Source organism: Herbaspirillum sp. CAH-3, assembly GCF_009668275.1.
GTDB classification, from domain to species: Bacteria; Pseudomonadota; Gammaproteobacteria; order Burkholderiales; family Burkholderiaceae_D; genus Herbaspirillum; species Herbaspirillum aquaticum.
In genome coordinates, this window is sequence record NZ_VSWE01000027.1 from 1 (window position 1) to 24,618 (window position 24,618).

Consider the following 24,618-nt stretch of genomic DNA (forward strand, 5'->3'; position numbering starts at 1 on the left):
ATCCAGGATGTGTACTCGCTGCGCTGCGCACCGCAGGTGTATGGCCCGGTCTTCGATGCGCTGGACTACATCGACACCATCATCGAGAAGGAAACCAACTCCGCCACCGACAATCCGCTGATCTTCAACAAGGAGGACGGCGAAGGTTTCGAAATCATTTCCGGTGGCAATTTCCACGGCCAGTACCTGGCGCAGGCGATGGACTTGCTGGCCATGGCGATCACTGATCTGGGCAGCATCTGCGAACGCCGTATCGCGCGCCTGATCGACCCGACCTTGTCGTGGGGGCTGCCGCGCAACCTGATGAGCGGCGTGCGCGGCGTCAACACCGGCTATCCGGTGGTGCAGTGTTCCATGAGTTCGCTGGTGATGGAAAATCGTACGCTGAGCATGCCAGGCAGCGTCGACAGCATCCCCTCCAAGGGCAACAGCGAGGACCATATCTCCAACTCGACCTGGTGCGCCCGCAAGGCCATGACCGTGGTGCAGAACACGCAATACATCGTCGGCGTGGAAATGCTGCTGGCGGCGCAGGCGCTGACCATGACCGAAGACTTGCTCAAGGAATTCCAGCTGGGACAGGGTACGCAGGCGGCTTATGCGGAGATCCGCCGCCAGATCCCGGCCTGTCTGGATGGCGATCGCTGGTTCCATGACGACGTGCGCGCTGCGCATGACTTCGTGGTCAGCGGTTCGGTGCGGGAGGCGGTCATCGCGGCCATCGGGACGATGGTGTGAAGGCAATGCGAGCCGTGTCATGAGAATTTGACCTCCCTGGCTCAAGTCTGACAAAAAGCTGACGTTCAAGAAGATTGAGCGGCAGCTTTTTTCGTTTTTGGGCGCGGCGAACCGGATTGCCGCGCGGCAAGGGCAGCGTATGCAATGCGAGTGCACATCAGGATCTTCCTGATGGCCTGGCGGCGCGTCCGCCGCCACACTGCGCAGTCCGGCACTCTCACACTCTATCGGGGAACAGGAATGAACATCAAGAACATCAAGATCAGCGTACGCCTGGCGGCCTGCTTCGGCATCCTGGTTGCGGTCATGTGCCTGATCACGGGGGTGGGCATGCAAAGCCTGCACAGCATCAGCAACGCTTCGCGCGTCGTGGTCGAGGACCGCTACGTGAAGATCGCGCTGGTGATGGAGATCCGCGAGAACGTCAATTCGGCCGCGCGCAACCTGCGCAACGCCTTGCTGGGACGCAATGTCGACGAGGCCAAGCGCTATCTCGACCGTGCTGCGGCCAACAGCGCCAAGACCACCGAGGCCCTGAACCAGATCGAGAAACTGGTCAGCACGCCGCGCGGCAAGGAATTGTTCAAGGCCATTCAGGATGCGCGTGCCGCCTACAACACGCCGCGTGACAAACTGCGTGAACTGATCAGCCAGCAAAAGAAAGAAGAGGCCAGCGAGGTACTCTTCAATGAGGTCATTCCCAAGCAGGATCGCTACTTCGAAGTCCTCAGCAACTTCGCTGCCTTCCAGAAGACGCTGATGGATGAAAGCGTGGTCGAAGGCCAGCAGACCAGCGATTCGGCCATCGCCCTGATGCTGGAACTGTCGGCCGTGGCCATCCTGTTGTGCGTGCTGGCGGCCTGGTGGGTCACCCGTTCCATCACGCGGCCACTCAATGAAGCGGTGGACGTGGCCAGCGCCGTGGCGCAAGGCGACCTGACGATACAGATCGGCGAGACCACCCGGGATGAAACCGGCAAGCTGCTGGCGTCGCTCAAGGCCATGAACCAGAACCTGCACCGCATCGTCAGCGAGGTACGCACCGGCAGCGACACCATCAATACGGCTTCCTCCGAAATCGCCAGCGGCAACCTGGACTTGTCTTCCCGCACCGAAGAACAGGCCGGCGCGCTCGAAGAGACCGCCTCGGCCATGGAAGAACTGACCTCCACCGTCAAGCAGAATGCCGACAACGCGCGCCAGGCCAACAGCCTCGCCGCCACCGCCTCCGAGGTGGCAGTACAGGGCGGCAGCGTGGTGGGGCAGGTGGTGCAGACCATGGGCGAGATCAACGAAGCCTCGCGCAAGATCGTCGACATCATCAGCGTCATTGATGGCATCGCCTTCCAGACCAATATCCTGGCCCTGAACGCCGCCGTGGAAGCGGCGCGTGCCGGCGAACAGGGGCGCGGCTTTGCGGTGGTGGCCTCGGAAGTCCGTACCCTGGCCCAGCGCAGTGCCTCCGCCGCCAAGGAGATCAAGGCCCTGATCGATGATTCGGTCAGTCGCGTGGACAACGGCAGCCGTCTGGTGGAGCAGGCCGGCGCCACCATGAGCGAAGTGGTGGCCAGCGTGCGCCGCGTCACCGACGTGGTGGCCGAGATCTCGGCCGCCAGCCACGAACAGAGCGACGGCATCGAACAGATCAATCACGCCATCGTGCAGATGGACGAAGTGACCCAGCAAAATGCCGCACTGGTAGAACAGGCCGCCGCCGCTGCCCAGTCCTTGCAGGAACAGTCGGGCCGGTTGGTGGAAACGGTGAGCATCTTCAAGCTCAGCAGCCATGAAACGCCGCGTGCGCAGCCCGCACGCAAGCCCGCGCCACCCAAGCCGGCCAGCAAGCCGACGGCTGCCGCGCCTGCTGCGCCGGCTACACCGGCCAAAGCGGCTGTGGCAGCACCTGCACCGGCACCCAAGGCCCTGCCTGCGAAACCGGCCGCGTCAGCCGGCGCCAAGGGCGGCGGCAAGGCGCCGCCAGCCGATGAAGGGGATTGGGAACAATTCTGAACTAAGTCTTGCGCACTCAGGTGCGCAGTTCCACCACGCCCCGAAAGGCGATACGCACCACCAGCCCGCTGCCTTGCAGCGGTGCATCCAGCGTGACGGTGGCCCTGTGCATGGCGGCGATCTCGCGCACGATCGCCAGCCCCAGGCCGGTCCCCCCCGGATTGACGTGCTGGGTGGCACCGGCCCGGTAGAAGGGTTCGAACACTTTTTCGCGCTCGGCCTCGGCAATGCCGGGGCCGTTGTCTTCCACCTCCAGCAGGGCGCCGGTCGGTTCGCCCGGACGGCTCACGGCGCGCACGCGCAAGGTGACCTGGCCGCCCACAGGCGTATAGCGGATCGCATTGTCGAGCAGGTTCACCATCAGTTCATGCAGCAGCAGGGCATTGGCCTCGATACCGATGTCCCCCTCTTCCTCGAAGGCCAGGCCGATGCGGCGCGACACCGCCTGCTGCGACAGCTCCAGCGCGACCTGCCGCGCCGCATCGGTGAGCGAGACACGCATGGTGCCGCCCTCGGCCGCGCCATGTTCGGCACGCGCCAGCGTCAGCAGGCGATTGGCCAGGTGCACCGCCGAATCGGTGGTGCGTGCCATGCCCTCCACCAGCTCGCGCAGCTCGGCCGGATCGAGCCGCGTGCGCCGCAGTTCGCGCAGGGTCAGTTCGGATTGCGTCTTCAAGACCGTCAGCGGCGTGCGCAACTGGTGCGAGGCATCGGCGATGAAGCGCCGCTGCGCGCTGATGAGGGCTTGCAGCCGGCCCATGTAGCCATTCATGGCCTGCACCAGCGGGCGCATTTCCTTGTGCACCAGCGCCGGGTCGAAACCGGACAGGTCGGTCGGTGCACGCGACTCCACCTCGCCCTTGAGCTGCATGACCGGACGCAGCACGAAGCGCACCGCAAACCACACCAGCAGCGCCGCTACCGTGACCAGCGTGCCCTGGCGCCAGAGGGTATCGAAGAGGATCTTGCGCGTCATGCCGTTGCGGCCCTCCATGGTCTCGCCGACCTGGATCAGGGCGATGCCGCGCATGCTGTCGTCATACACCGGCTGCAGCAGCGCGGCGATGCGGATGGGCTGGTTGTGATAGTCGGCCTGGTAGAAGCGCACCAGCGCCGGATAGACTTCCGAGCGCTTGACGTTGGCCGGCACCGGCGGCAGGTCTTCATAGCCCGAGACCAGCTCGCCCTTGAGGCCGGTGACCTTGTAGTAGATGCGGCCCAGGGTATCGGTCTCGAAGCTGTCCAGCGCCACGTAGGGGACGTCGGCCGTGACATGGCCATCGACGATGGAGACCCGTTCGGCCAGCGCGCGGGTGGAGGCCAGCAGCGAGCGGTCATAGGCCAGGTCGGCCACTTCCAGGGCGTTGTAGTAGACCGAGACCGCATCCAGCGCCACCAGCAATGTCAGCGGGATCAGCAGCCAGCGCACCAGCTGGCTGCGCAGGTTGCCCAGTCGACGGGTGGCCTGCGCCATCACGCCGCCTGCAGCAGGTAGCCCAGGCCGCGCAGGGTGGTGATGCCCACGCGCCCGGCGCCCTCATGTTCGAGCTTCTTGCGCAGGCGGTGGATGTAGATCTCGATGGCGTCCACGCTGGCATTGTCGTCCAGCGAAAAGACCTGCTGGAACAGCTTGTCCTTGGGCACGGTATGGCCCTGGCGCATGATGAGCGCTTCCAGCACCGCGTGTTCGCGCGGGGTCAGCGCCAGCAGTTCGCCGTGATAGGTGAAGGTGCGCGAGACCGTATCGAAGCACAGCGCACCGCAGGCCACGGTGACCGCTTCCTGGCTCTGCGAGCGGCGCAGCAGGGCTTTGACGCGCGCTTCCAGTTCTTCCAGTTCGAAGGGTTTGGCCAGGTAGTCGTCGGCGCCCATGTTGAGGCCACTGACGCGATCGGCCAGGCCGCCGCGTGCGGTCAGGATCAGCACCGGCGTGCGGCTGCCGCGAGCGCGCATGCGTTTCAAGACTTCCAGGCCATCCATGCGCGGCAGGGTCAGGTCCAGGATCACCAGGGCGTATTCTTGTGTGAGCAGCAGGCTGTCGGCGTCGGCGCCGTTGTGCGCGCACTCCACCGTCAGGTGGGCGTCGCGCAGGGCCTTGGCCAGCCAGCGGGAAAGTTCGATATGGTCTTCGACCAGCAGGATGCGCATGATGCGGCCCTTTTACTTTTTTAAACCTTTTGGGTTGCGGTACGGCTTGTCTCCAGCGCGGATGCTAACAGATGCGCCGCCGCCTTTGAAACGTCCGCCTCCGGCCATTGTGGAAACTGCGTAGCATCGATCCCACACTGACAGCTTCGCTGAAAGCCGGCTGAAAGGCTTTTCTTGTACGATGCGCCCATATCAAAAAATCCAAGCAGGAGACACATCATGATCGCCCCCTGGTCCGGCCGTTCCGGATCCGTTCTTCCCGCATTCGTTTCCCGCTGCTGCTGACCGCCATGAAGGCGGACCGCTCGCATCGTTGGCAGCGCTGGTATCGCTTCCTGGCCGCTTGTGTGCTGGCCTGTGCGATGCCGTGCGCGCTGGCGACCGAGTGCATCGTCCCGGCCAAGCCGGGCGGCGGCATGGACGCCTCGTGCAAGCTGTTGCGCCGGGCCATGCAGGAAGAGGGCAGCAAGGAGGCCTTCAAGCTGGCTTACCTGCCCGGTGGCATCGGTGCCGTGGCCTGGAGTTCGGTGGTCTCGCAGCGGCGCGGCGGCCCCGATACGCTGGTGGCTTTTTCGGGGGGCTCGCTGTTGAGCCTGGCACAGGGAAAATATGGCCGCGCTGATGTGGGGGATGTGCGCTGGGTAGCCGGCATCGGCATCGACCACGGCATGATCGCCGTGCGCAGCGATGCCCCCTGGCGCAACCTGAAGCAGTTGCTGGAGACGATCCGCAAGGATCCCGCGGCGGTCACCGTGGGCTTGTCCGGGACCGTGGGCAGCCAGGACTGGCTGAAGATGGCGCTGCTGGCACAGCAAGCCGGGTTCACGCCGAAGCAGTTCCGCTTTGTCGCGCTCGAAGGTGGCGGCGATTCGTTTGCCGCCCTGCAGGCCGGACACGTGCAGGTGATTTCGGGTGATACCTCGGAGGCCGCCTACTTCATCGCCGAGGGCAAGGTGAGGATTTTGGCGGTGCTGTCCGAGCAACGCCTGCCGGGACCGCTGCAGGCCATACCGACGGCACGCGAGCAGGGCTATGACGTGGTCTGGCCCATCATCCGCGGTTTCTACATGAGCCCGCATGCGCCGGAGGCGGATTACCAGCGCTGGGTCCGGTATTTCGATCGCGCATTGGCCGATCCCGCCTTTGATCGCCAGCGCAGCATCGGTGGCTTGCAACCCTTTGCCATGACCGGCAAGCCGCTCTCGGATTACATCGCGCAGACCGTTGCGCGCTATCGCAGGCAGTCCCAGGAGTTGGGCCTGGTGCGCTGACCAGCCAGGTTGCACACGCCGTCAGGCGTGCCCTGCAGCCGGGCCGGCGCAAGGTCCGTTTCATCATCAAGGAGAATCCATGTTGCACAAACGTCGCCTGAGCATTGCGCTCGGCCTGGCCCTCGCTTTGCCCGTCACTTTCAGCGGTGTGGCCCATGCCGACACCCCGGCCGGCTATCCTGCCGATTACGCCAAGATCATCGACGGCGCCAAGAAGGAAGGCAAGGTCGTGATCTACAGCACCACCGATTCCAAGGCCGCCGAAGCGCTGATCAAGGATTTCGGCGCGCTCTATCCGGGCGTGAAGGTCGAGTACAACGACATGAACTCCACCGAAGCCTACAACCGCTTCATCTCCGAAGCCGCCGCCGGTGGCGCCACGGCTGACGTGATGTGGTCCTCCTCCATGGACCTGCAGGTCAAGCTGGCCTCCGAAGGCTATGCCGTGGCCTACAAGTCGCCGGAAGCCGCGGCCGTGCCGGCCTGGGCCAACTGGAAGGACACCGCCTACGGCACCACCTTCGAGCCCGCCGCCATCGTCTACAACAAGCGCCTGGTGACCGAAGCCGAAGTGCCGACCACCCACGAGGAGTTCACCAAGCTCTTGGTCAGCAAGCAGGACAAGTTCAAGAACAAGGTCACCACCTACGACATCGAGAAGTCCGGCGTCGGTTTCAGCCTGATGACCTATGACCTGAAGCACAACCCGCAATTCTGGGACTTCGCCAAGGCCATGGGTGGCGTCGCTGCACGCGTGCAGTCCTCGACCGGCACCATGCTCGAGCGCATCTCCTCGGGGGAAAACCTGATCGGCTACAACATCCTCGGCCCCTACGCCCTGGTGCGCGCCAAGAAGGACCCGTCCATCGGCGTGGCCTTCACCAAGGACTACAACCTGGTGCTCTCGCGCGTGATCTTCATCAACAAGGCCGGCAAGAACCTCAATGCCGCCAAGCTGTGGGTGGACTACATCCTCTCCAAGCGCGGCCAGACCATCATCGCCAATGATGCGCAGCTCTTCGCCATTCGTGGCGACGTCACCGGTGCCACCACCTCGGCCGAACTGACCAAGCAACTGGGCGCGTCCCTGAAGCCCATGCCGGTGTCCACCGAACTGCTGGACTACCTGGACCAGAAGAAGCGCCTGGACTTCCTGAAGCAGTGGAAGGAAGCCACCAAGAAGTAAATCATTTCCGTGGCGGACCGGTGCCTGCCGTACCTGGTCCGCCTCCGGATGAGCGCTCATCACCCGATCCATCGCTGTTGCGCAGTGCAGCTCCGGCTGCCTGCACGGGCGGCGCGCTGCAGTCATGCTGCCGCCGTCCTGACTGTCCTGATCCATCTGCCCACTCATGAGGCGCACCATGCAAACCACCACAACGCTGCCGCGCAGCGAGCAAGCCCTGCCGGCCCGCCGTTTCCGGCTGAACTGGCCGCGCGGCCTGGTCGTGACGCTGGCAGCCCTGGCCATCTTCGTGCCGCTGCTGCTGATCTTCTATCAAAGCTTCCTGTCGGCGCCGTTCTTCGCGCCGGTCAAGACGCTGACCTTGGATTCCTATCGTTTCATCTTCGATGACCCGGACTTCCGCCAGGCCTTCGTCAATGGCCTGACGCTGGCCACCGGCCTGGCCCTGATCGCCGTGCCGCTGGGCGGCATGCTGGCCTTCCTGATGGTGCGCACCGACCTGCCGGGCCGCAGCTTCATCGCCCCCGCACTGATGGTGCCCATCTTCGTCTCGCCCATGGTGATCGGCTTCGGCTACGTGGTCTCGATGGGGCCGGTCGGCTTCTACACGGTGTGGGTCAAGAACCTGCTGTCGGTGTTCGGCTTCGAGGGCGACCCGTGGAACATCTATTCCTTCACCAGCATCGTCATCATCGCCGGCCTGACCCACGTGCCGCACGTCTACCTGTATGCCTCGGCCGCCCTGCGCAGCCTGGGTTCGGATGTGGAAGAGGCGGCCCGCGTGGCCGGCGCCTCGCCGCTGCAGGTGGCCCTCAACGTCTCGCTGCCGATGATCACCCCGGCGCTGGCCTACTCCGGCGTGCTGGTGTTCTTCCTCGGCTTTGAAGTGTTCGGCCTGGTGCTGGTGCTGGGTGATCCGGAAGGCCACCTGGTGCTGCCGACCTATCTCTACAAGCTCACCAACAAGCTGGGTACGCCGTCGTATCACCTGATGGCAGCGGTGGCCGTGTGCCTGGTGGCGGTGACCATGCCGCTGGTGATGCTGCAGCGCTGGCTGCTGCGTTCGGCCAACAAGTTCGTCGCCATCAAGGGCAAGGGCGCGCGCCAGAAGGCGCTGCCGCTGGGCAAGTGGCGCTGGGTGGCCTTCACCCTCATCGCCGGCTGGCTGCTCTTCACGGTCATCATCCCGCTCTCGGGCATCGGCCTGCGCACCTTCGTCTCGCATTGGGGTGATGGCGTGAGCCTGCTGGACGTGCTGACCTTCGACAACCTGTTGAACGTCTGGGACCAGCCCTCGCTGGTGCGCGGCATCATCAACACGGTGCTGATCGGCGTGATCGGCGGCGCCCTGGCCGTGGCCTGCTACACCGCCATCGCCCTGGCCATGCACCGCAAGCAGGATGGCGTGACGCGCTTCCTCGACTACAGCGTGCTGGTGCCGCGTGCGGTGCCGGGCCTGCTGGCCGGCCTGTCCTTCCTGTGGGTGTTCCTGTTCGTGCCCTCGCTGCTGGACTCGGCCCTGAAGGGCATCGACAACCCCCTCGCCCTGTGGCTGGTCGACAGCTTCATCCCCGCCCTGCGCGGCCTGCGCTCGACCATCTTCTCGGTCTGGCTGGCGTACTCGGTGGTGTGGATGGCCTACGGCCTGCGCCTGATCAATACCGCCCTGCTGCAGGTCGGCCCGGAACTGGAAGAAGCCGCCCGCGCGGTCGGCGCCTCGCGTTCCCGCGTCACCCGCGACGTCACCATTCCGCTGGTGCGCTACGGCCTGGTGGGCGCCTGGCTGATGGTGTTCCTGATCTTCGAGCGCGAGTACTCCACCGGCGTCTACCTGCTCTCGCCCGGTACCGAGGTGATCGGCTCGATGATCGTCTCCATGTGGGCCGCCGGCGCGGTGGAACTGGTGGCCGCGCTGTCCTTCATCAACATCACGCTGGTGGCCGTGGGCCTGGGCATTGCGCTGCGCTTCGGCGTCAAGCTGCACGACTGACCTGCACCGCAAGCACGGCCGGCACAGGGGTGCCGGCCTCCCGATACAGCAAGAGCATCCTGAGGAATCATCATGACTGAACTTTCCGTCAACGACCTGCACCTGGACTATGGTACCGGCGCATCTGCCAATCCCATCCTGAAGGGTGTTTCCATGCAACTGCAGCGCGGTGAAGTGGTGGCGCTGCTGGGCCCCTCCGGCAGCGGCAAGACCACGCTGCTGCGCGCGGTCGCCGGGCTGGAGTCACCCAAGGCCGGCACCATCGACATCGGCAGCCGCCGCGTTTTCGATGGCGCGCGCAACTTCGAGATGCCGGCCGAAGAACGCAACCTGGGCCTGGTGTTCCAGTCCTATGCGCTGTGGCCGCACAAGACCGTGGCCGACAACGTTGCCTATGGCCTCAAGCTGCGCAAGACGCCCTCGGCCGAGATCGCCAAGCGCGTCAAGGAAGTGCTGTCGCAGCTGGGCCTGGGCCACCTGGGCGAGCGTTATCCGCACCAATTGTCCGGTGGCCAGCAACAGCGCGTGGCCATCGCCCGTGCGCTGGTCTACAACCCGCAGGTGATCCTGCTGGACGAACCGCTCTCCAACCTCGACGCCAAGCTGCGCGAGGAAGCCCGGGCCTTCCTGCGCGAACTGATCGTGCGCCTGGGCCTGTCTGCACTGATGGTGACCCACGACCAGGGCGAGGCCATGGCCATCTCAGACCGCATCCTGCTGCTCAACAATGGCCGCATCGAACAGCAGGGCACGCCGCAGAGCATGTACCAGACCCCCAATACCCTCTTTACCGCCGAATTCATGGGCAGCAACAACAAGCTGGCCGCCGAGGTGGTCAGCCGCGAGGGCGAGCGCGTGACCGTCAAGCTCGATGGCGGCACGGCCGTGGCGACCCTGCGCGGACGCGAGGACGCCAAGCCCGGCGAGCAGCTGACCGGCATCATCCGGGTCGAGCAGGTACGCATCTCCGGCGAGCAGACCGGCAATGCGATCCGCCTGCCGCTGTCGACCTGCATGTACCTGGGCGACCGCTGGGAATGCCTGTTCAAGGTCGAGGGCGGACCGGCCGGTTCGGTGGGCCTGCGCGCTTACGCACCGCAGCGCCTGGACCAGGGCGAATACTGGCTGTCGCTGCCGGAACAGGCCTTGTGGGCATTCTGAAAAACTAAGTGAGCCGAACGGGAGATCTAAGTTTCCCGTTTGCAAAAACTTAGTTTTTTGACGGTTCATCACATCGATGAAAACCAGCGGGGAGGGCCATCCGTCCTCATCCCGCTCACCCGGGAAAAATCATCACGATACCGGGTGGATGACCAGAAGACGTCGTACGGCACGGCCGTGCCGACGCCATCCAACGCTTTCCATCAAGGAGACCTCAGTGCAAAGAAATCATCTCGCTGCCAGCATCCTGGCCGCTTTCGCCGCGTGCGCCACGACCTCGGTCCAGGCGCAAACCTCCGTCACCATCTATGGCCTGATCGATTCGGGCGTGGAATACGTCACCAACGCCAATGCCGCCCGCAACAGCCTGGTGCGCCTGAGCTCGGGCACGATGAACACCTCGCGCATCGGCTTTCGCGGCACCGAAGACCTGGGCGGCGGCCTGAAGGCCATATTCCAGCTGGAGAATGGCTTCAAGCTGGATAACGGCGCCCTCGACGGCGATGCCAACCAGCTCTTCAACCGCCAGTCCAACGTCGGCCTGGAAGGCGGCTTCGGTCGCGTGGTGGCGGGCCGCTCCTTCTCCACCACCTATGACTTCATCCTGCCCTTCGACCCGATGGGCTACTCGGCCAGCTACTCCTGGGTGACCTCGGCCGGTGCCACCGGTGGCCGCAAGGATGGCATGCCCACCGGCGTGTCCAACCTGGTCAAGTACCAGGGCGAATTCGCCGGCGTGAAGGTCGGTGCCATGTATGGCTTCGGCGAAGTGGCCGGCGAGACCCGCAACGGCGCCAAGTACGGCGTCGGCCTGGGCTGGGGTTCGGGCCCGTTCAGCGTGGCGGCCACCTATGACCGCAACAACAGCGTGACCACCGCCAACGCGCCCTATGACCGCGCCACCAGCGCCCACCTGGCTGCGGGCTACCAGCTCTCGGATGCCTGGAAGTTCAACCTCGGCTATCGCTACTACAAGAAGGCCCTGGCCACCGGTGCGGCTGACCAGCGCAGCGATTTCTACTGGGGTGGCGTGACCTGGAAGTTCACGCCGGCCATGAGCGTGATCGGTGCGATCTACTACCAGAACATCAAGAACGTGGCCAACGATGCCGATCCCATCATGTACTCGCTGCGCCTGAAGTACGCCATGTCCAAGCGCACCGACCTGTACCTGAGCACGGCCTATGCCAAGGCCAAGAACAACCAGCTGGTCGGCCTCTCGCGTGATGACGTGGGCTTTGGCACCAGCCAGTTCGGCATGACCCTGGGCATGCAGCACCGCTTCTGATGTCCGTGTAGTCCCCTGGCCCGGCACACGTGGTTGGTGTGCGGGCCATGATAGTCTTGAGCCGTCATTGACCGGCGCACCCTTGCTTTGGCAGGGTGCGCCGTTTTTTTCATTGGGGTTTCGGCAGCGGTATCGATGGCAGCATCAGGCGATCGAGCAAGCCTGCGGCGCAGCTGGCGCGCGTGCAGTCGTTGAGGCTGGCGACCAGGTGTGCGGCCACCAGCACCAGGAAGATGGTGCTCACGGCGATCCTGCCCCAGGGGATGCGGCGCGGTTGATCCTGCCTTTCTTCGCTTTGCAGCAGCAGCAGGGTGGCCGGATATTCGGCGCTCTTGACGCCCAGCAGGGCCGCGATGGTCAGGATCGCCGCCAGTGCAAACAGGGCTGACCAGGTATGCAGGTGCATGCCCTGCAACAGCGGCCCCGTGGGCGACTGGCCGGCCAGGGCTTCCAGCGAGATCTGGCGCAGGGCCAGCAGCCCGGTCAGCAGCGCCCCGACCAGTGCCACGCCATAGTGCGCGCTCTTGATGCCGAAGCGCAGGTTGCGCATGAAGCCGATGCCGGTCAGGATGACCCCGGTACATTGCAGCTGGCGTAGCGGGTTGGGCGGCAGCGGCAGCACCACCTGGAGGTACAGCAGCAGGCCCAGGCAGCCGCTGATGGCCAGCAGGCACAGGCAATTGAGGAAAAGCCCGCCGGGCAGGACGGGTTCACGCGGGGTGAAGACGACGGAACGGTCCATGACACGCTGCCATCACAGGAGGAAACCCAGGGAGCCCTGGGGTGTCTGGCTGAACCACCACAAGGTGACGATGGTGCATGCCAACCATAGCTTGTTGCTTATTGATTTCCAGCCGAGCGCAATCCCGAGAACGGTCAGGAAGGCCAGCAGTAGCGGAAGATAGAGAAACATGAGGTGACCCGGAGTTGATCCCGATTCATATCCGGGAATTTGTTTATGTGCTTTGATGCCAATCGTAGCCGAATGCCCGCGCAAATCTCGCGCTAAAACCTCGAATAAAATCGAGATTTACCAAGAATATTCAAAACCGACCCGGCTTCATTGGAGCCCATCAACAGAGGAGACACAGATGCAAGTATCAGCAAGCGGCAGCCAGCCCGGCCAACAGGAGGTGCGCCGGGTGGCGGTGGTGGGCACCGGCGTGATCGGTGCCAGTTGGGCCGCCTATTTCCTGGCGCGGGGGCTGGAGGTCTCGGCCACCGACCCGATGCCGGACGCGCAAGCCAAGCTGCGTGCCGCCGTGGCGCGCCACTGGCCCAGCCTGGAGCTGCTGGGACTGGCGCCGGGCGCCTCCCCCGAGCGCCTGCGCTTCTCTGACTCGCTGGAGGAGGCGCTCGACGGTGCGGACTTCGTGCAGGAGAACGGCCCCGAGCGGGAAGACCTCAAGATCGACCTGTTCCGGCGCATGGACGCAGCCCTGCCGGCCCACGTGGTGCTGGCGTCCAGTTCATCCGGGCTGCTGATGAGCAAGGTGCAGGCCGCCTGCCGCCATCCCGGCCGGGTGGTGCTGGGCCATCCCTTCAATCCACCGCACCTGATCCCGCTGGTGGAAGTGATCGGCGGTGTACAAACCTCGCCGGAGGCAGTGCAGGCCGCGCTGGACTTCTACTCCGCCATCGGCAAGAAGGCCATCCACGTGCGCAAGGAGGTCAAGGGACACATCGCCAACCGCCTCCAGGCGGCGCTGTGGCGCGAGGCCTTCCACCTGGTCGAACAGGGCGTGGCCAGCACCGAGGACATCGATACGGCCATCGCCTACGGCCCCGGCCTGCGCTGGGCCTTGATGGGCCCCTATCTCAACCTGCACATGTCGGGCGGGGAGGGCGGCATCGGCCACATGCTGGATCACCTGGGGCCACCGATCGAAAGCTGGTGGGCCGACCTGGGGACGCCGTCCATCTCCGATGCGCTCAAGGCGCAGATTCGTTCGGGGGTGCAGGAGCAGATGAGCGGGAAGACATCTGCCGACATCGCAGCCGAGCGTGACCAGTTGCTGGTGCAGTTGCTGGCGGCCAAGGGCAAGACCAGGTTCATTCCATGAAAACTAAGTTTTTGGAATTTGTTCTCTAAGGCAGCTCTCCAAAAAAACTTAGAAAAATGAAAGGCTGTCCTTTGCAGGAAAATCAGCATTCGGACTGGGTAGCGCCTTCGCGCCGACCCTGGCAGGCCTCCCCAGTCCGAACGATTTTCCGGCCTGTCTGTATGGCTTGCGGCCTCATTTGCGCTTGCGCCGGCTCGGCGCCATGTCGCGCATGAGGGCAATGAAGCGTTGCGCTCCCAGTCCCAGGGGCCGGTCCTTGTTCCACACTACATCCACCCACATGCGCTGCTGGTTGCTGATGTTGTCGAAGTCGATGACCACCAGCGTGCCGGCTTCGATCTGCGCCTGTACCAGGCTGTGCGGCAGGTAGGCCCAGCCCAGTCCCTCGCGCACCAGCGACAGCGTGGCCAGGTGGTTGTCGGTGCGCCAGAGGTGGCGCGCCAGGAAGAAGCGCGGGTCCGAGATGCTGGCATCGCGGCTGGCCACGGCGATCTGGCGGATGTCGTACAGGTCCTCATAGCGCAGCTTGCGCTTCTTGCGCAGCCGCGCCGGATGGTCGGGCGCGATCACCGCCACCATCATCTCGCTGCTGAATTCCTGGAAGGCCTCGCGGTCATTGCCGGCGTGGCGCTCGAAGACCAGCGCCAGCTGCGCCGTATCGTCATAGAGCATGCGCATGGCGTCGGCCTGGGGCGAGGACAATACCTCCACCTCCAGCGAGGGGAACTCCTGGGCCAGCACCGCCAGCGGCTTGGCCCAGGGTACCGATAGCAGTTCCGGCGCCACCGCCAGCGTGAGCTTGCGTTCCAGCCCCTGGTGCATGGCCAGGGCATGGGCGTCGAGCTGGCGCAGGGTGCTGGCCAGCAGGCGCGCGTCCGGCTCCAGCGCGCGCGCCAGCTCGGTGGGGCGGGCGTCGCGTGCGGTGCGGTCGAACAGCACCAGGTCGAGTTCGGCTTCCAGCTGGCTGATGGTCATGCTGACCGAAGAGGGCACACGGCCCAGCTGGCGCGCAGCCGCAGAGAATGAACCGCTGTCGAGCACGGCCAGGAACACCCGGACGTTGTCACTTGAGAAAGCCATTGCCGTTCCTTATGCAATGCGGTCGGTTGACCTGTCAGTAAAACTGAAAGAAGCCGACTTCATTCATCAAAAACTTCATCATAGAATGCTTTCCATCGCGCGGCCAGCACTGGCCCGTCGCAGTCTTCAGGAGCACATCATGCAAGGATTCAAACGCAAGCTGGTCTATGCCTGCCTCTTCGAGGGGCTGGCCATCATTTTCACCACCGTCGGGCTGAGCGTCTTCGCGGGGCACGACAGTGGCCATGCGTCGGCGGCCGCCGTGGCCTCGTCGACCATTGCCTTCGTGTGGAATTTCATCTTCAACGGTCTCTTCGAACGCTGGGAAGCGCGCCAGCCGCGCCGTGGCCGCAATTTCGCACGCCGTGCCGCCCACGCCCTGGGCTTCGAGGGTGGCCTGGTCGTGATGCTGGTGCCGCTGTTCGCCTGGTGGCTGGGCATCAGCCTGTGGGAGGCGCTGGTGCTGGACTTCGGGCTGATCGTCTTCTTCATGATCTATACGTACCTGTTCAACCTCGGCTTTGATCGCATCTTCGGCCTGCCCAGCTCGGCCATGCCGGTCAGCAGCCAGGCGGCCCAGGCGCGCTGACACCGCGATGTCCGTGGCCGATCCCCTGATTCGTCGCCTGCAGCAGCTCATTGCCGCTGACGCGCATCGTCTGCACCTGCTGCGGGCCGTGCGCAGCCTGGCATTGCCGGATGCCTGGATCGGTGCGGGTTTCGTGCGCAATGCGGTGTGGGATGCCTTGCATGGGCGACCGGCCCAAGTACCGCACAGTGACATCGACGTGATCTGGTTCGACCCCCTGCACAGTTCACCAGAGCATGACGCCCAACAAGAGGCACGGTTGGCTGCGCTCTGTCCCGGTCCGCAATGGTCGGTGCGCAACCAGGCGCGCATGCATCTGCGCAATGGCGATGCGCCCTACGCCAATGCCATCGACGCACTGCGCTACTGGCCCGAGACGGCCACGGCCGTTGCGGTGCGGCTCACGGAGCAGGGCGGCATCGAGGTGGCCGCTCCGCTGGGCTTGCAGGACCTGTGGCAGGGGCTGTTGCGGCCGGCCGGTGCTTTCGCCCATCGCAAAAAGGCACAGTTTGCCGCCCGCGTCGGGGAGCGTGGCTGGCTGCAACGCTGGCCACAACTTGTTCCCGTCGATGATGAGGATGCTATAGAATAGTTCGCTACTCAACCCAGCGGACGATCATGCCATGTACATTCCCGCGCATTTCGCCGATCAGGATATTGCCAGCCTGCATCAGTTGATCACTGAACATCCCTTCGGTGTGCTGGTCTCGCACACGGCCGGCGGGCTCGATGCCAACCACCTTCCCTGCCATCTCGATCCCGCCCGGGGTGCGCTGGGCACGCTGCACCTGCACGTGGCGCGCGCCAATCCGCTGTGGCGCGAGCTGGCCGATGGCGATTCAGTGCTGGTGGTGTTTTCGGCGGGCGACGCCTACGTCTCGCCGAGCTGGTATCCCAGCAAGCACGAGGCGCATCGCCAGGTGCCGACCTGGAACTACAGCGTGGCGCATGCCCATGGCCGCGTCACCATCCACGATGACGAGCGCTACCTGCGCGGCGTGGTGGCGCGCCTGACCCGCACCCACGAGGCCGACGAGGCCAAGCCATGGAAGATGTCCGACGCCCCGGCCGATTTCACCGACACCCTGCTCAAGGCCATCGTCGGCATCGAGATCGAGATCACGCGCCTGGAGGGCAAGCGCAAGCTGAGCCAGAACAAGGAGGTGCGCGATATCGAAGGCGCCGGCCGGACCCTGGTCGAGCGCGGCCATGAAGAGATCGGCCAGGCCATGCTGGCCGAGGCTGCCCGCAAGCAATCATGAGCCCGGACAACGAGGGTGCGCTGTTCCTGCCCGCAAGGATGCGCGGCTGTGTACAATCCGGCCAGAGGGCTGCCGCACACCCTTTCCGGACTTGCCGATTTGATCGAGGTCACCCATGAATGCCGTGTCCGCTCCCGCCATGCTTGCCGTGCGCAGTGATTCGCTGGGCTGCTCGGCCACCACGCTCAAGCAGAGCCAGGAACTGCAGGGCAGCCAGTTCAGCTTCTATCGCAAGCGGGTCGAGAGCCGCGAGGTCTCGCAAGTCTATACACCGGCCTCTGACCGGGGCTTCCTGGTGGGCATCTCGATGGCCCAGCATCATCGCCGCAGCATCTTCCGCGGGCGCCAGGGCGCGCAGTTCGATTTCGGACGCGGCGCCGTCTATACCCGCGATTTTTCCGAAGACTACCGCGCCGACCTGCAAGGGCCCTTCGATTTCCTGCTGGTGGAACTGCCACTGTCGTGGTTTGCCACGGTCAACGATGACCTGCGCGTCCGCAAGGTCAGCGGCCTTGCCACGGTCACCGGCCAGGATGATCCGGTGCTGGCGCATCTGGCGGCCGCCCTGGCCCCGGCACTGGCGCTGCCGGATACCGACAGCCAGCTCTTCGTCGACCAGCTCGGCCTGGCCATGGGCACCCACCTGCTCAAACGCTATGGCGGTGCCGGCCTGCCATCGCCGGTCAATGTGCGCCTGTCGCGCGTGCATGAGGAGCGCGCCAAGCAGATGCTGTTGCTGAAGGGCCAGGACCAGCTGTCCCTCCCGGAAATCGCCCGTGAATGCAATATGTCGGCCAGTTATTTCCTGCGGGCATTCAAGGCCACGACCGGCCACACCCCCCACCAGTGGCTCATGACCCAGCGCGTGGAGATGGCACGCGAATACCTGCGCCATACCACGCTGTCGCTGGCCGAGATTGCCGTAGCCTGCAATTTCTACGACCAGAGTCACTTCAGCCGCGTGTTCTCCCAGATCGTGGGCAGTACGCCGGGTGCCTGGCGCCGCCGGCTGCGCTGACCGGCGGCTTCAGGGCACGCGCGGCAGGTCGAAGCTGAACACGCTGCCCTGCGGCACGGCGGCGGCCACACGCAATCTTCCACGATGGGTCTCGATGATGGAGCGGCAGATCGCCAGGCCCATGCCCATGCCGTTTTCCTTGGTGGTGTAGAAGGCGTCGAAGATGCGCGGCATGGCCTCGGCACAGATGCCCTCGCCGCTATCGCGTACCTGCACTTCCACCCGCTCCTCGTTGCAGCAGCTGGCGCTGATGGCGAGCGTGCGGGCATTTTCGGGGACCGCCGCCATGGCATCGATGGCATTGACCACCAGGTTCAGCAGTACCTGCTGCAATTGCACCGTATCGCCCAGCACGTGGACGTCGGCGGGTCCAAGGGATAGCGCGAGGGTCACTTCGCGCTGCTCCAGCTCGCTGCGCGAGAGCATGAGGGTATGGCGGATCAGCGCGTGCAGGTTCAGGCGCTCGAACTGGGGTGAGCGATTGCGGGTGAGATTTTGCAAGCTGCTGATGATGCCGCCGGCGCGCTGGCCTTCGCTGATGATGTCGCGCAGGCTGGCGCGTGCATGCTCCAGATCGGGCTGGGGCCGGTTCAGCCAGCGCAGGCTGGCCCCGGCATTGGAAACGATGGACATCAGCGGCTGGTTGATCTCGTGGGCGATCGACGCCGTCAGCTGGCCGACCGTATTGGCGCGTGCCACGCGCTCCATGTCCACCTGGGCCGCACGGATCGCATACTCGGCCTGGCGCCGTACGGTGATGTCGGTGGCCGTGCCCATGTATTCGGTGAAGGTGCCATCCATCCATACCGGTTTGCCGATCCCGGAAAGGTAACGCACCTCGCCCGTATCCTGGCGGCAGATGCGGTGTTCCACGCGAATGGTGCCGCCCATGGCGACGGCGGCATTGACGGTCTCGATGACTTCCTGGCGGTCATCAGGATGCATGATGGCCGCGAATTCGTCATAGGTGATGCACTTGCGTCCTGGCGGCAGGCCATAGATGCGGCACAGCTCGTCGGAGCAGAACATCAGGTCTTCGCGCACCAGGTAGCGCATGCTGCCGGTATGGTTGAAGCGCTCGCCTTGCTTGAGCAGTTCCTGGCTGGTGCGCAGTTCGCGTTCGGCCACCAGCAATTGTTCCTTTTCCAGTAGTGCCCGGGCGTGCTCGGTGGCATTGGAGAGGGCCACTGCGGCGTGGGCGGCCAGATGCTGCACCCGCCGCAGCATGGCCGCGCCGGGCGCATCGTCGTAATACAGCAGCAACTCGCCCAGCACCTGGCCGCGGTGGTTCAGCACCAGGGTCAGCTTGGCACCCTGCAGGTCGGCGGGCTGGGCGATGCAGTAGCGCTGGCTGTTGCAGACGTGCAAACCATCGTAGCGCGCTTCGGCCTGGATCAGCGCCAGGCCCGCCTCATGGCGCAGCAGCAGGCAGCGCCGCGCAGCCCCGAGGCGGCACATTGCGCGGGTGATGGCGGGTTGCAGCAGGATGGGGTCAAGCAGCGCCGACAAGTCGCACAAGGTGTGCAGCAGGGCGTCGTCGTCATCGGAAGGACGCGGATCGGACGGCAAGGGGGTCTCCAGGCAAGGATGGCGGGGTCAAGGCCGCATTGTGCCGCATTGGCGCGCCGGATGTGCGTTACGGTGGGCCGTAGAGCAGGGTGGCCGTCAGCAGCACCAGCAGGGTATCGGCATCGACCGGCTTGGCCAGCAGCGCCAGGCCCATGTCGGTGGCGCGCTGGCGCTGCAGCGCCGCGGCCTGCGCCGAGATGAACAGTACCGGCAGGTCGGGGCGCAGGAGACGCAATTGCTCGGCCAGTTCGAAGCCGCTCATCCCCGGCAGGTTCAGGTCCACGATGGCGCAAGCCGCCACCGGCAGGCAGCTGCTGGTGAGGAAATCTTCGCCGCAGTCGAAACTGCAATGGCGGTACCCGGCCGAATCCAGCAGGTTGCACAAGGCAGCGCGGACCCCGAGATCGTCATCGATCACTGCGATGGTGCGTTGGGATGGTGGCGTGTTTTCCTCTTCGCTCATCATCGTCTGCCAGGTGGTTTATTGGCCGTCCGGCGGCGGCGTGCCGGTGATCTTGGGCATGCACTCGCGGTGGAACCATGATGCGCTCAGCGGTTCACCGGCCAGCTTGCGGCGCACGATGGGCACCAGTTGCTCGCCGATCAACATGCCCAGCAGGCCCAACAGGGCGATGATGGGTGGTGCCGGTGATTGCACGTGCAGGGCAGCGTAGATCAGGCCGGCCAGCAGGCCCATCAGGAGGGAAATCAGGTAGGGTTTCATGCGTGCTCCAGCATCAGTGGCCCAAGAGGGGGCCCAGGCCGTTGACCATGCGCTCGGCCAGCACCATGCCCAACAGGCCGATCAAGGCAATGCCTGGGGGCGCGGGGGAGCGCACCTTGAAGAGCGCATAGACGACACCGATCAGGATGCCGGCGCCCAGGGAAATCAGATAAGCGGACATGGCCCGGCTCCTCGTGAAGATGGGACAACGCCGCGCCCGGCCGATGCATGGCGGGAGCGCGGCGGTGTCAAAGACCGGGATGGCTTACTTGGCCGGCACCGGTGCCAGGGTTTTCTGGTTGCCGTGCGGGCGCTGCTCGGCCTTGTGCACCATGGTGTAGGCGTAGTCCACGCCCATGCCGTAGGCACCCGAGTGTTCGCGCACGATGTCCATGACGGCGTTGTAGGTTTCCTTGCGGGCCCAGTCACGCTGCCATTCCAGCATCACCTGCTGCCAGGTCACGGGGATGACGCCGGCCTGGATCATGCGCTGCATGGCGTAGTCGTGGGCTTCCTTGGAGGTGCCGCCGGAGGCGTCGGCCACCATGTAGATCTCGTAGTCGCCTTCGGCCATGGCGCACAGGGCGAAGCTGTTGTTGCAGACTTCGGTCCACAGGCCAGCCACGACCACCTTCTTCTTGCCGTTGGCCTTGAGGGCGTCGCGCACCTTCTGGTCATCCCAGGAGTTCATCGAGGTGCGTTCCAGGATGTCGTGATCGGGGAAGACCGACAGCAGTTCCGGATAGGTGTAGCCGGAGAAGCCCTGGGTTTCCACGGTGGTGATGATGGTCGGGATGTTGAACACCTTGGCCGACTTGGCCAGGGCGACGACGTTGTTCTTGAGGACCTGGCGGTCGATCGACTGCACGCCAAAGGCCATTTGCGGCTGGTGATCGATGATGATGAGCTGGGAGTTGGTCGGGGTCAGCACGTCGAGTTTGGTATTGGTGGTCATGATGATTCCATAGGTGGAGTGTATGTGGGAGTGTCAGCCGCTGCGATGGCCGGGGAGAGACGGTGCGCAGCGGCACGGCAGGGGAGTGAGGCTGCCGGAAGCGATCATAGGCAAGCGGGCAGGGCGTTGCCATTATCTGTTCGTATAGCTAGACGCTGGCAGCGCGTTTTTGCACACTGCCATCACCAACAAAAGCACCAACAAAAGCGCATGAGATGGGTTCCGGTTCGCATTGGCGACGCCACACCATGCGCAATCCGCCCTCTTCATCGTTCTAGCCCATGCCCGGAGCCTCCATGACCACCGCAGCCAGCGTGACCCCTGACCTGATTTTGTTGAACGGCAAGTTCCACACCGTCGACAAGCAAAACCCCATCGCCGAGGCCGTCGCCATCGGCGGCGGCAAATTCATTGAAGTCGGCAGCGCCGCCGACGTGATGCGTTTGAAGCAAGCCACCACCCAGGTCATCGACCTGGGCGGACGCACCGTTATCCCCGGCCTGAATGACTCCCACCTGCACCTCATCCGTGGTGGCCTGAACTACAACCTGGAACTGCGCTGGGAAGGCGTGCCTTCCCTGGCTGATGCACTGCGCATGTTGAAGGACCAGGCGGCCCGTACCCCGCATCCGCAATGGGTGCGCGTGGTGGGCGGCTGGACCGAATTCCAGTTCGCCGAAAAGCGCATGCCTACCCTGGAAGAATTGAACGCGGCCGCCCCCGATACCCCGGTCTTCGTGCTGCACCTGTATGACCGTGCGCTGCTCAATCGCGCCGCGCTGCGGGCGGTGGGCTATACCAAGGACACGCCCAATCCGCCGGGTGGCGAGATCGTGCGCGACGCCTCGGGCAATCCGACCGGCATGCTGATCGCCCGCCCCAATGCCATGATCCTGTATGCCACCCTGGCCAAGGGCCCGACCCTGCCGCAGGAATACCAGGTCAACTCGACCCGCCAGTTCATGCGCGAGTTGAACCGCCTGGGCGTGACCAGCGCCATCGATGCCGGCGGCGGTTTCCAGAACTACCCGGACGACTACCAGATCATCAACAAGCTCGCCGCCGACGGACAACTGACCATCCGCATCGCCTACAACCTGTTCACCCAGAGCAAGGGGGCCGAACTGGCCGACTTCCAGAAGTGGACCGGGATGGTCAAGCCCGGTGACGGCGACGACTTCCTGCGCCATAACGGCGCCGGTGAAATGCTGGTGTTCTCGGCAGCCGACTTCGAGGATTTCCTGGAGCCGCGCCCTGACCTGGCCGAGGGCATGGAAGACGAACTGGAGCGCGTGGTGCGCCACCTGGTCTCGAACCGCTGGCCGTTCCGCCTGCACGCCACCTATGACGAATCGATCTCGCGCATGCTGGACGTGTTCGAGAAGGTCAACCGCGACATCCCCTTCGATGGCCTGCACTGGATGTTCGACCACGCCGAGACCATCACGGTGCGCAACATCGAGCGCGTCAAGGCGCTGGGCGGCGGCATTGCCATCCAGCATCGCATGGCCTTCCAGGGCGAATACTTCATCGACCGCTACGGTGCCGAGGCGGCCGAATACACCCCGCCGGTGGCCAAGATGCTGGAGATGGGCGTGCCGGTCGGTGCCGGCACCGATGCCACCCGCGTGGCCAGCTACAACCCCTGGACTGCACTGTACTGGCTGGTCTCGGGCCGCACCGTGGGCGGCACCAAGCTGTATGGCACGGCCGGCCGGCTGCCGCGCGAGACCGCGCTGGAACTGTGGACCGCAGGCAGCGCCTGGTTCTCCAGCGAACAGGCCAAGAAGGGCCGCATCCAGGCAGGCCAACTGGCCGACCTGGCGGTGCTGTCGGCGGACTTCTTCAGCGTGCATGAAGACGACATCAAGGCCATCGAATCGGTCATGACCGTAGTCGATGGCAAGGTGGTCTATGGTGCCGGACCGTTCTCCTCGCATGGTCCGGGTGAGATCCCGGTCTTGCCCGAATGGTCTCCGGTGGCCAAGGTGCCGGGACACTATCGCGCCGTCGCCAAGACTGCTGCCGCCCGCCAGAAGAAGACCGCGCTGCCGCATGCCTGCGCGGGTTCGTGCGGCGTGCATGGTCACTCCCATGACGTGGCGCGCAAGTCCAGCGTTCCGGTCTCCAACTTCGCCGGTTTCTGGGGCGCGTTGGGTTGCAGCTGCTTCGCGTTCTGATCGGGGGCGACCATGCAAGCGCACCATCCCGCTCGCCGGACCGGTTTCCCGGTCCCGCCCCTGGACCTGGGTTTGCTGTTCCTGCGGGTAGCGGGCAGCTTCATGCTGTTCTACGTGCATGGCTTGCCCAAGCTCATGCATTACGCGCATGAGCTGACCGTCATCGAGGATCCCTTTGGCCTCGGTCCGACGGTATCGCTCTGGTCCGCCATCCTGGCCGAAGCGGTGTGCCCGGTGTTGATCGCCCTGGGCCTGTTCACCCGCCTGGCCTGCCTGCCCATCATCGGCGTGCTGCTGGTGGCCATGCTGGCGGTGCATCCCGGCTGGAGCATCGCCGAGGGCCAGTTCGGCTGGCTGCTGCTGGTGATCTTCACGGCCATCGCGCTGTGCGGGCCCGGCCAGTGGCGACTGGGCAATGCCCCGGCTCAGCAGTAGGAATTCGGGCGCTTTACTGCGGTCTCTTTCCCTGCCTCATCTTTATCAAGCCGCCCTGCCATCTGCGGGGCGGCGGCTGTCCCCTGTACTGCCTCTCCACACCATCTCACAAGGAGTTACACCATGAGCACCATCACTACCCGCGACGGCACCGAAATCTATTACAAGGACTGGGGCAGCGGCCAACCGGTCGTCTTCGGCCACGGCTGGCCGCTGGACGGTGACATGTGGGAATACCAGATGAACTTCCTGGCCGAGCGCGGCTATCGCGTCATCGCCTACGATCGCCGTGGCTTCGGTCGTTCCAGCCAGCCCTGGAGCGGTTACAACTACGACACCTTCGCCGATGACCTGGCCGAGCTGATGGACAAGCTGGACCTGCAGGGTGCGACCCTGGTCGGCTTCTCCATGGGCGGCGGCGACGTGGCCCGCTACATCGGCCGCCATGGCACCAAGCGCGTGGCCAAGGCCGCGCTGCTGGGCGCGGTGACCCCGATCTTCGGCCAGGCGCCGGACTTCCCGCAGGGCGTGCCGGCCGAAGTCTTTGCCGGCATCAATGAGGGCCTGCTCAAGGACCGCGCGCAATTCATCAGCGATTTCGCCGCCGTCTTCTTCGGCACCAATCGTCCGGGCAAGGCCAATGCGGTCAGCGCCGGCGTGCTCGCGCAGACCTTCAACATCGCCATGCTGGCTTCGCTCAAGGGCACGCTGGATTGCGTGACCGCCTTCTCCGGCACCGACTTCCGTGAAGACATCAAGAAATTCAACTTCCCCACCCTGGTGATCCACGGTGACGACGACCAGATCGTCCCCTTCCAGACCACCGGCAAGCTGGTGGCCGAGATGGTGCCGGGCGCGCAGCTGAAGATCTATGGCGGCGCTCCGCACGCCCTGTGCGCCACCCACAAGGACCAGATCAATGAAGACCTGCTGGCCTTCCTGAAGGGGTGA

At 64.7% G+C, this 24,618-nt stretch carries 25 protein-coding genes; 15 read left to right on the forward strand and 10 right to left on the reverse strand.

What is annotated here, in order from left to right; genetic code table 11:
• A partial coding sequence (locus FYB76_RS25020) for an aromatic amino acid ammonia-lyase (protein WP_195724719.1) occupies positions 1-738 on the forward strand: 738 nt, incomplete at its 5' end.
• A 240-nt stretch (positions 739-978) separates the two neighbouring features.
• Positions 979-2,748, forward strand: a complete 1,770-nt coding sequence (locus tag FYB76_RS25025; RefSeq protein WP_154135421.1) for a methyl-accepting chemotaxis protein — start codon at positions 979-981, stop codon at positions 2,746-2,748.
• A gap of 16 nt (positions 2,749-2,764) precedes the next feature.
• On the opposite strand, the gene FYB76_RS25030 is transcribed toward FYB76_RS25025, so the two are convergent.
• Both FYB76_RS25030 and FYB76_RS25035 read right to left on the reverse strand, forming a co-directional pair.
• The gene (locus tag FYB76_RS25030; RefSeq protein WP_088756622.1) at positions 2,765-4,222 is read right to left on the reverse strand and encodes a sensor histidine kinase; all 1,458 of its coding nucleotides are present in this window, start codon (positions 4,220-4,222) and stop codon (positions 2,765-2,767) included.
• Positions 4,222-4,896: a response regulator gene (locus FYB76_RS25035; RefSeq protein ID WP_088756621.1), complete on the reverse strand. Its 675-nt coding sequence runs from the start codon at positions 4,894-4,896 to the stop codon at positions 4,222-4,224. Before FYB76_RS25035 ends, FYB76_RS25030 begins: the two co-directional genes overlap by 1 nt.
• A gap of 290 nt (positions 4,897-5,186) precedes the next feature.
• Between FYB76_RS25035 and FYB76_RS25040 the strand changes: the two genes are divergently transcribed.
• From FYB76_RS25040 to FYB76_RS25060, 5 genes are all read left to right on the forward strand, one after another.
• The gene (locus FYB76_RS25040; protein ID WP_154135422.1) at positions 5,187-6,167 is read left to right on the forward strand and encodes a tripartite tricarboxylate transporter substrate binding protein; all 981 of its coding nucleotides are present in this window, start codon (positions 5,187-5,189) and stop codon (positions 6,165-6,167) included.
• 79 nt (positions 6,168-6,246) lie between these two features.
• On the forward strand, positions 6,247-7,353 hold the full coding sequence (locus tag FYB76_RS25045; protein WP_088756619.1) for an ABC transporter substrate-binding protein: 1,107 nt from the start codon (positions 6,247-6,249) through the stop codon (positions 7,351-7,353).
• Between the two features lie 178 nt (positions 7,354-7,531).
• Positions 7,532-9,343: an iron ABC transporter permease gene (locus FYB76_RS25050; RefSeq protein WP_154135423.1), complete on the forward strand. Its 1,812-nt coding sequence runs from the start codon at positions 7,532-7,534 to the stop codon at positions 9,341-9,343.
• A gap of 72 nt (positions 9,344-9,415) precedes the next feature.
• A complete protein-coding gene (locus FYB76_RS25055; protein WP_088756617.1) occupies positions 9,416-10,504 on the forward strand; it encodes an ABC transporter ATP-binding protein in 1,089 nt (362 codons plus the stop codon).
• A 217-nt stretch (positions 10,505-10,721) separates the two neighbouring features.
• On the forward strand, positions 10,722-11,792 hold the full coding sequence (locus FYB76_RS25060) for a porin (RefSeq protein WP_088756616.1): 1,071 nt from the start codon (positions 10,722-10,724) through the stop codon (positions 11,790-11,792).
• Between the two features lie 109 nt (positions 11,793-11,901).
• Here FYB76_RS25060 and FYB76_RS25065 read toward each other — a convergent pair whose 3' ends face one another.
• Together FYB76_RS25065 and FYB76_RS26745 are read right to left on the reverse strand one after the other, a co-directional pair.
• On the reverse strand, positions 11,902-12,534 hold the full coding sequence (locus FYB76_RS25065) for a hypothetical protein (protein WP_088756615.1): 633 nt from the start codon (positions 12,532-12,534) through the stop codon (positions 11,902-11,904).
• Positions 12,535-12,546: 12 nt separating this feature from the next.
• On the reverse strand, positions 12,547-12,705 hold the full coding sequence (locus tag FYB76_RS26745) for a hypothetical protein (RefSeq protein ID WP_167386317.1): 159 nt from the start codon (positions 12,703-12,705) through the stop codon (positions 12,547-12,549).
• Between the two features lie 178 nt (positions 12,706-12,883).
• On the opposite strand from FYB76_RS26745, the gene FYB76_RS25070 reads away from it, so the two are divergent.
• A complete protein-coding gene (locus tag FYB76_RS25070; RefSeq protein WP_154135424.1) occupies positions 12,884-13,855 on the forward strand; it encodes a 3-hydroxyacyl-CoA dehydrogenase NAD-binding domain-containing protein in 972 nt (323 codons plus the stop codon).
• A 174-nt stretch (positions 13,856-14,029) separates the two neighbouring features.
• Here the strand turns inward: FYB76_RS25070 and FYB76_RS25075 are convergent, their stop codons facing one another.
• Positions 14,030-14,935 (reverse strand): LysR family transcriptional regulator, encoded by a 906-nt coding sequence (locus FYB76_RS25075; RefSeq protein WP_088756613.1) that lies wholly within the window; start codon positions 14,933-14,935, stop codon positions 14,030-14,032.
• A gap of 139 nt (positions 14,936-15,074) precedes the next feature.
• Here FYB76_RS25075 and FYB76_RS25080 point away from each other — a divergent pair, with 139 nt between their 5' ends.
• The 4 genes from FYB76_RS25080 (at position 15,075) to FYB76_RS25095 (ending at position 17,804) form a co-directional block, all read left to right on the forward strand.
• The gene (locus FYB76_RS25080) at positions 15,075-15,524 is read left to right on the forward strand and encodes a PACE efflux transporter (protein ID WP_088756612.1); all 450 of its coding nucleotides are present in this window, start codon (positions 15,075-15,077) and stop codon (positions 15,522-15,524) included.
• Positions 15,525-15,531: 7 nt separating this feature from the next.
• Positions 15,532-16,116, forward strand: coding sequence for a nucleotidyltransferase family protein (locus FYB76_RS25085; RefSeq protein WP_154135425.1), 585 nt, complete (start codon positions 15,532-15,534; stop codon positions 16,114-16,116).
• 31 nt (positions 16,117-16,147) lie between these two features.
• Entirely contained in the window at positions 16,148-16,786 is a 639-nt protein-coding gene (locus FYB76_RS25090) for an FMN-binding negative transcriptional regulator (RefSeq protein WP_154135426.1), read from the forward strand.
• Positions 16,787-16,901: 115 nt separating this feature from the next.
• On the forward strand, positions 16,902-17,804 hold the full coding sequence (locus FYB76_RS25095; protein ID WP_154135427.1) for an AraC family transcriptional regulator: 903 nt from the start codon (positions 16,902-16,904) through the stop codon (positions 17,802-17,804).
• A 9-nt stretch (positions 17,805-17,813) separates the two neighbouring features.
• Here the strand turns inward: FYB76_RS25095 and FYB76_RS25100 are convergent, their stop codons facing one another.
• From FYB76_RS25100 to FYB76_RS25120, 5 genes are all read right to left on the reverse strand, one after another.
• Positions 17,814-19,373: a sensor histidine kinase gene (locus FYB76_RS25100; protein ID WP_154135428.1), complete on the reverse strand. Its 1,560-nt coding sequence runs from the start codon at positions 19,371-19,373 to the stop codon at positions 17,814-17,816.
• A 67-nt stretch (positions 19,374-19,440) separates the two neighbouring features.
• Positions 19,441-19,836 (reverse strand): response regulator transcription factor, encoded by a 396-nt coding sequence (locus FYB76_RS25105; protein WP_229297095.1) that lies wholly within the window; start codon positions 19,834-19,836, stop codon positions 19,441-19,443.
• Between the two features lie 18 nt (positions 19,837-19,854).
• Positions 19,855-20,097 (reverse strand): DUF1427 family protein, encoded by a 243-nt coding sequence (locus FYB76_RS25110; protein ID WP_088756607.1) that lies wholly within the window; start codon positions 20,095-20,097, stop codon positions 19,855-19,857.
• A gap of 13 nt (positions 20,098-20,110) precedes the next feature.
• Complete coding sequence (locus FYB76_RS25115) at positions 20,111-20,278, reverse strand: DUF1427 family protein (protein WP_088756606.1); 168 nt, start codon at positions 20,276-20,278, stop codon at positions 20,111-20,113.
• Positions 20,279-20,362: 84 nt separating this feature from the next.
• Complete coding sequence (locus FYB76_RS25120) at positions 20,363-21,052, reverse strand: hydrolase (RefSeq protein WP_088756605.1); 690 nt, start codon at positions 21,050-21,052, stop codon at positions 20,363-20,365.
• A 296-nt stretch (positions 21,053-21,348) separates the two neighbouring features.
• Here FYB76_RS25120 and FYB76_RS25125 point away from each other — a divergent pair, with 296 nt between their 5' ends.
• The 3 genes from FYB76_RS25125 to FYB76_RS25135 all read left to right on the forward strand — a co-directional run bounded on the left by FYB76_RS25125 (position 21,349) and on the right by FYB76_RS25135 (position 24,618).
• Positions 21,349-23,232 (forward strand): amidohydrolase, encoded by a 1,884-nt coding sequence (locus FYB76_RS25125; RefSeq protein WP_154135430.1) that lies wholly within the window; start codon positions 21,349-21,351, stop codon positions 23,230-23,232.
• A gap of 12 nt (positions 23,233-23,244) precedes the next feature.
• Positions 23,245-23,667 carry a DoxX family protein gene (locus FYB76_RS25130; RefSeq protein ID WP_088756603.1) on the forward strand — a complete coding sequence of 141 codons (423 nt, stop codon included), beginning with the start codon at positions 23,245-23,247 and terminating at the stop codon, positions 23,665-23,667.
• Positions 23,668-23,790: 123 nt separating this feature from the next.
• Complete coding sequence (locus FYB76_RS25135) at positions 23,791-24,618, forward strand: alpha/beta fold hydrolase (RefSeq protein ID WP_088756602.1); 828 nt, start codon at positions 23,791-23,793, stop codon at positions 24,616-24,618.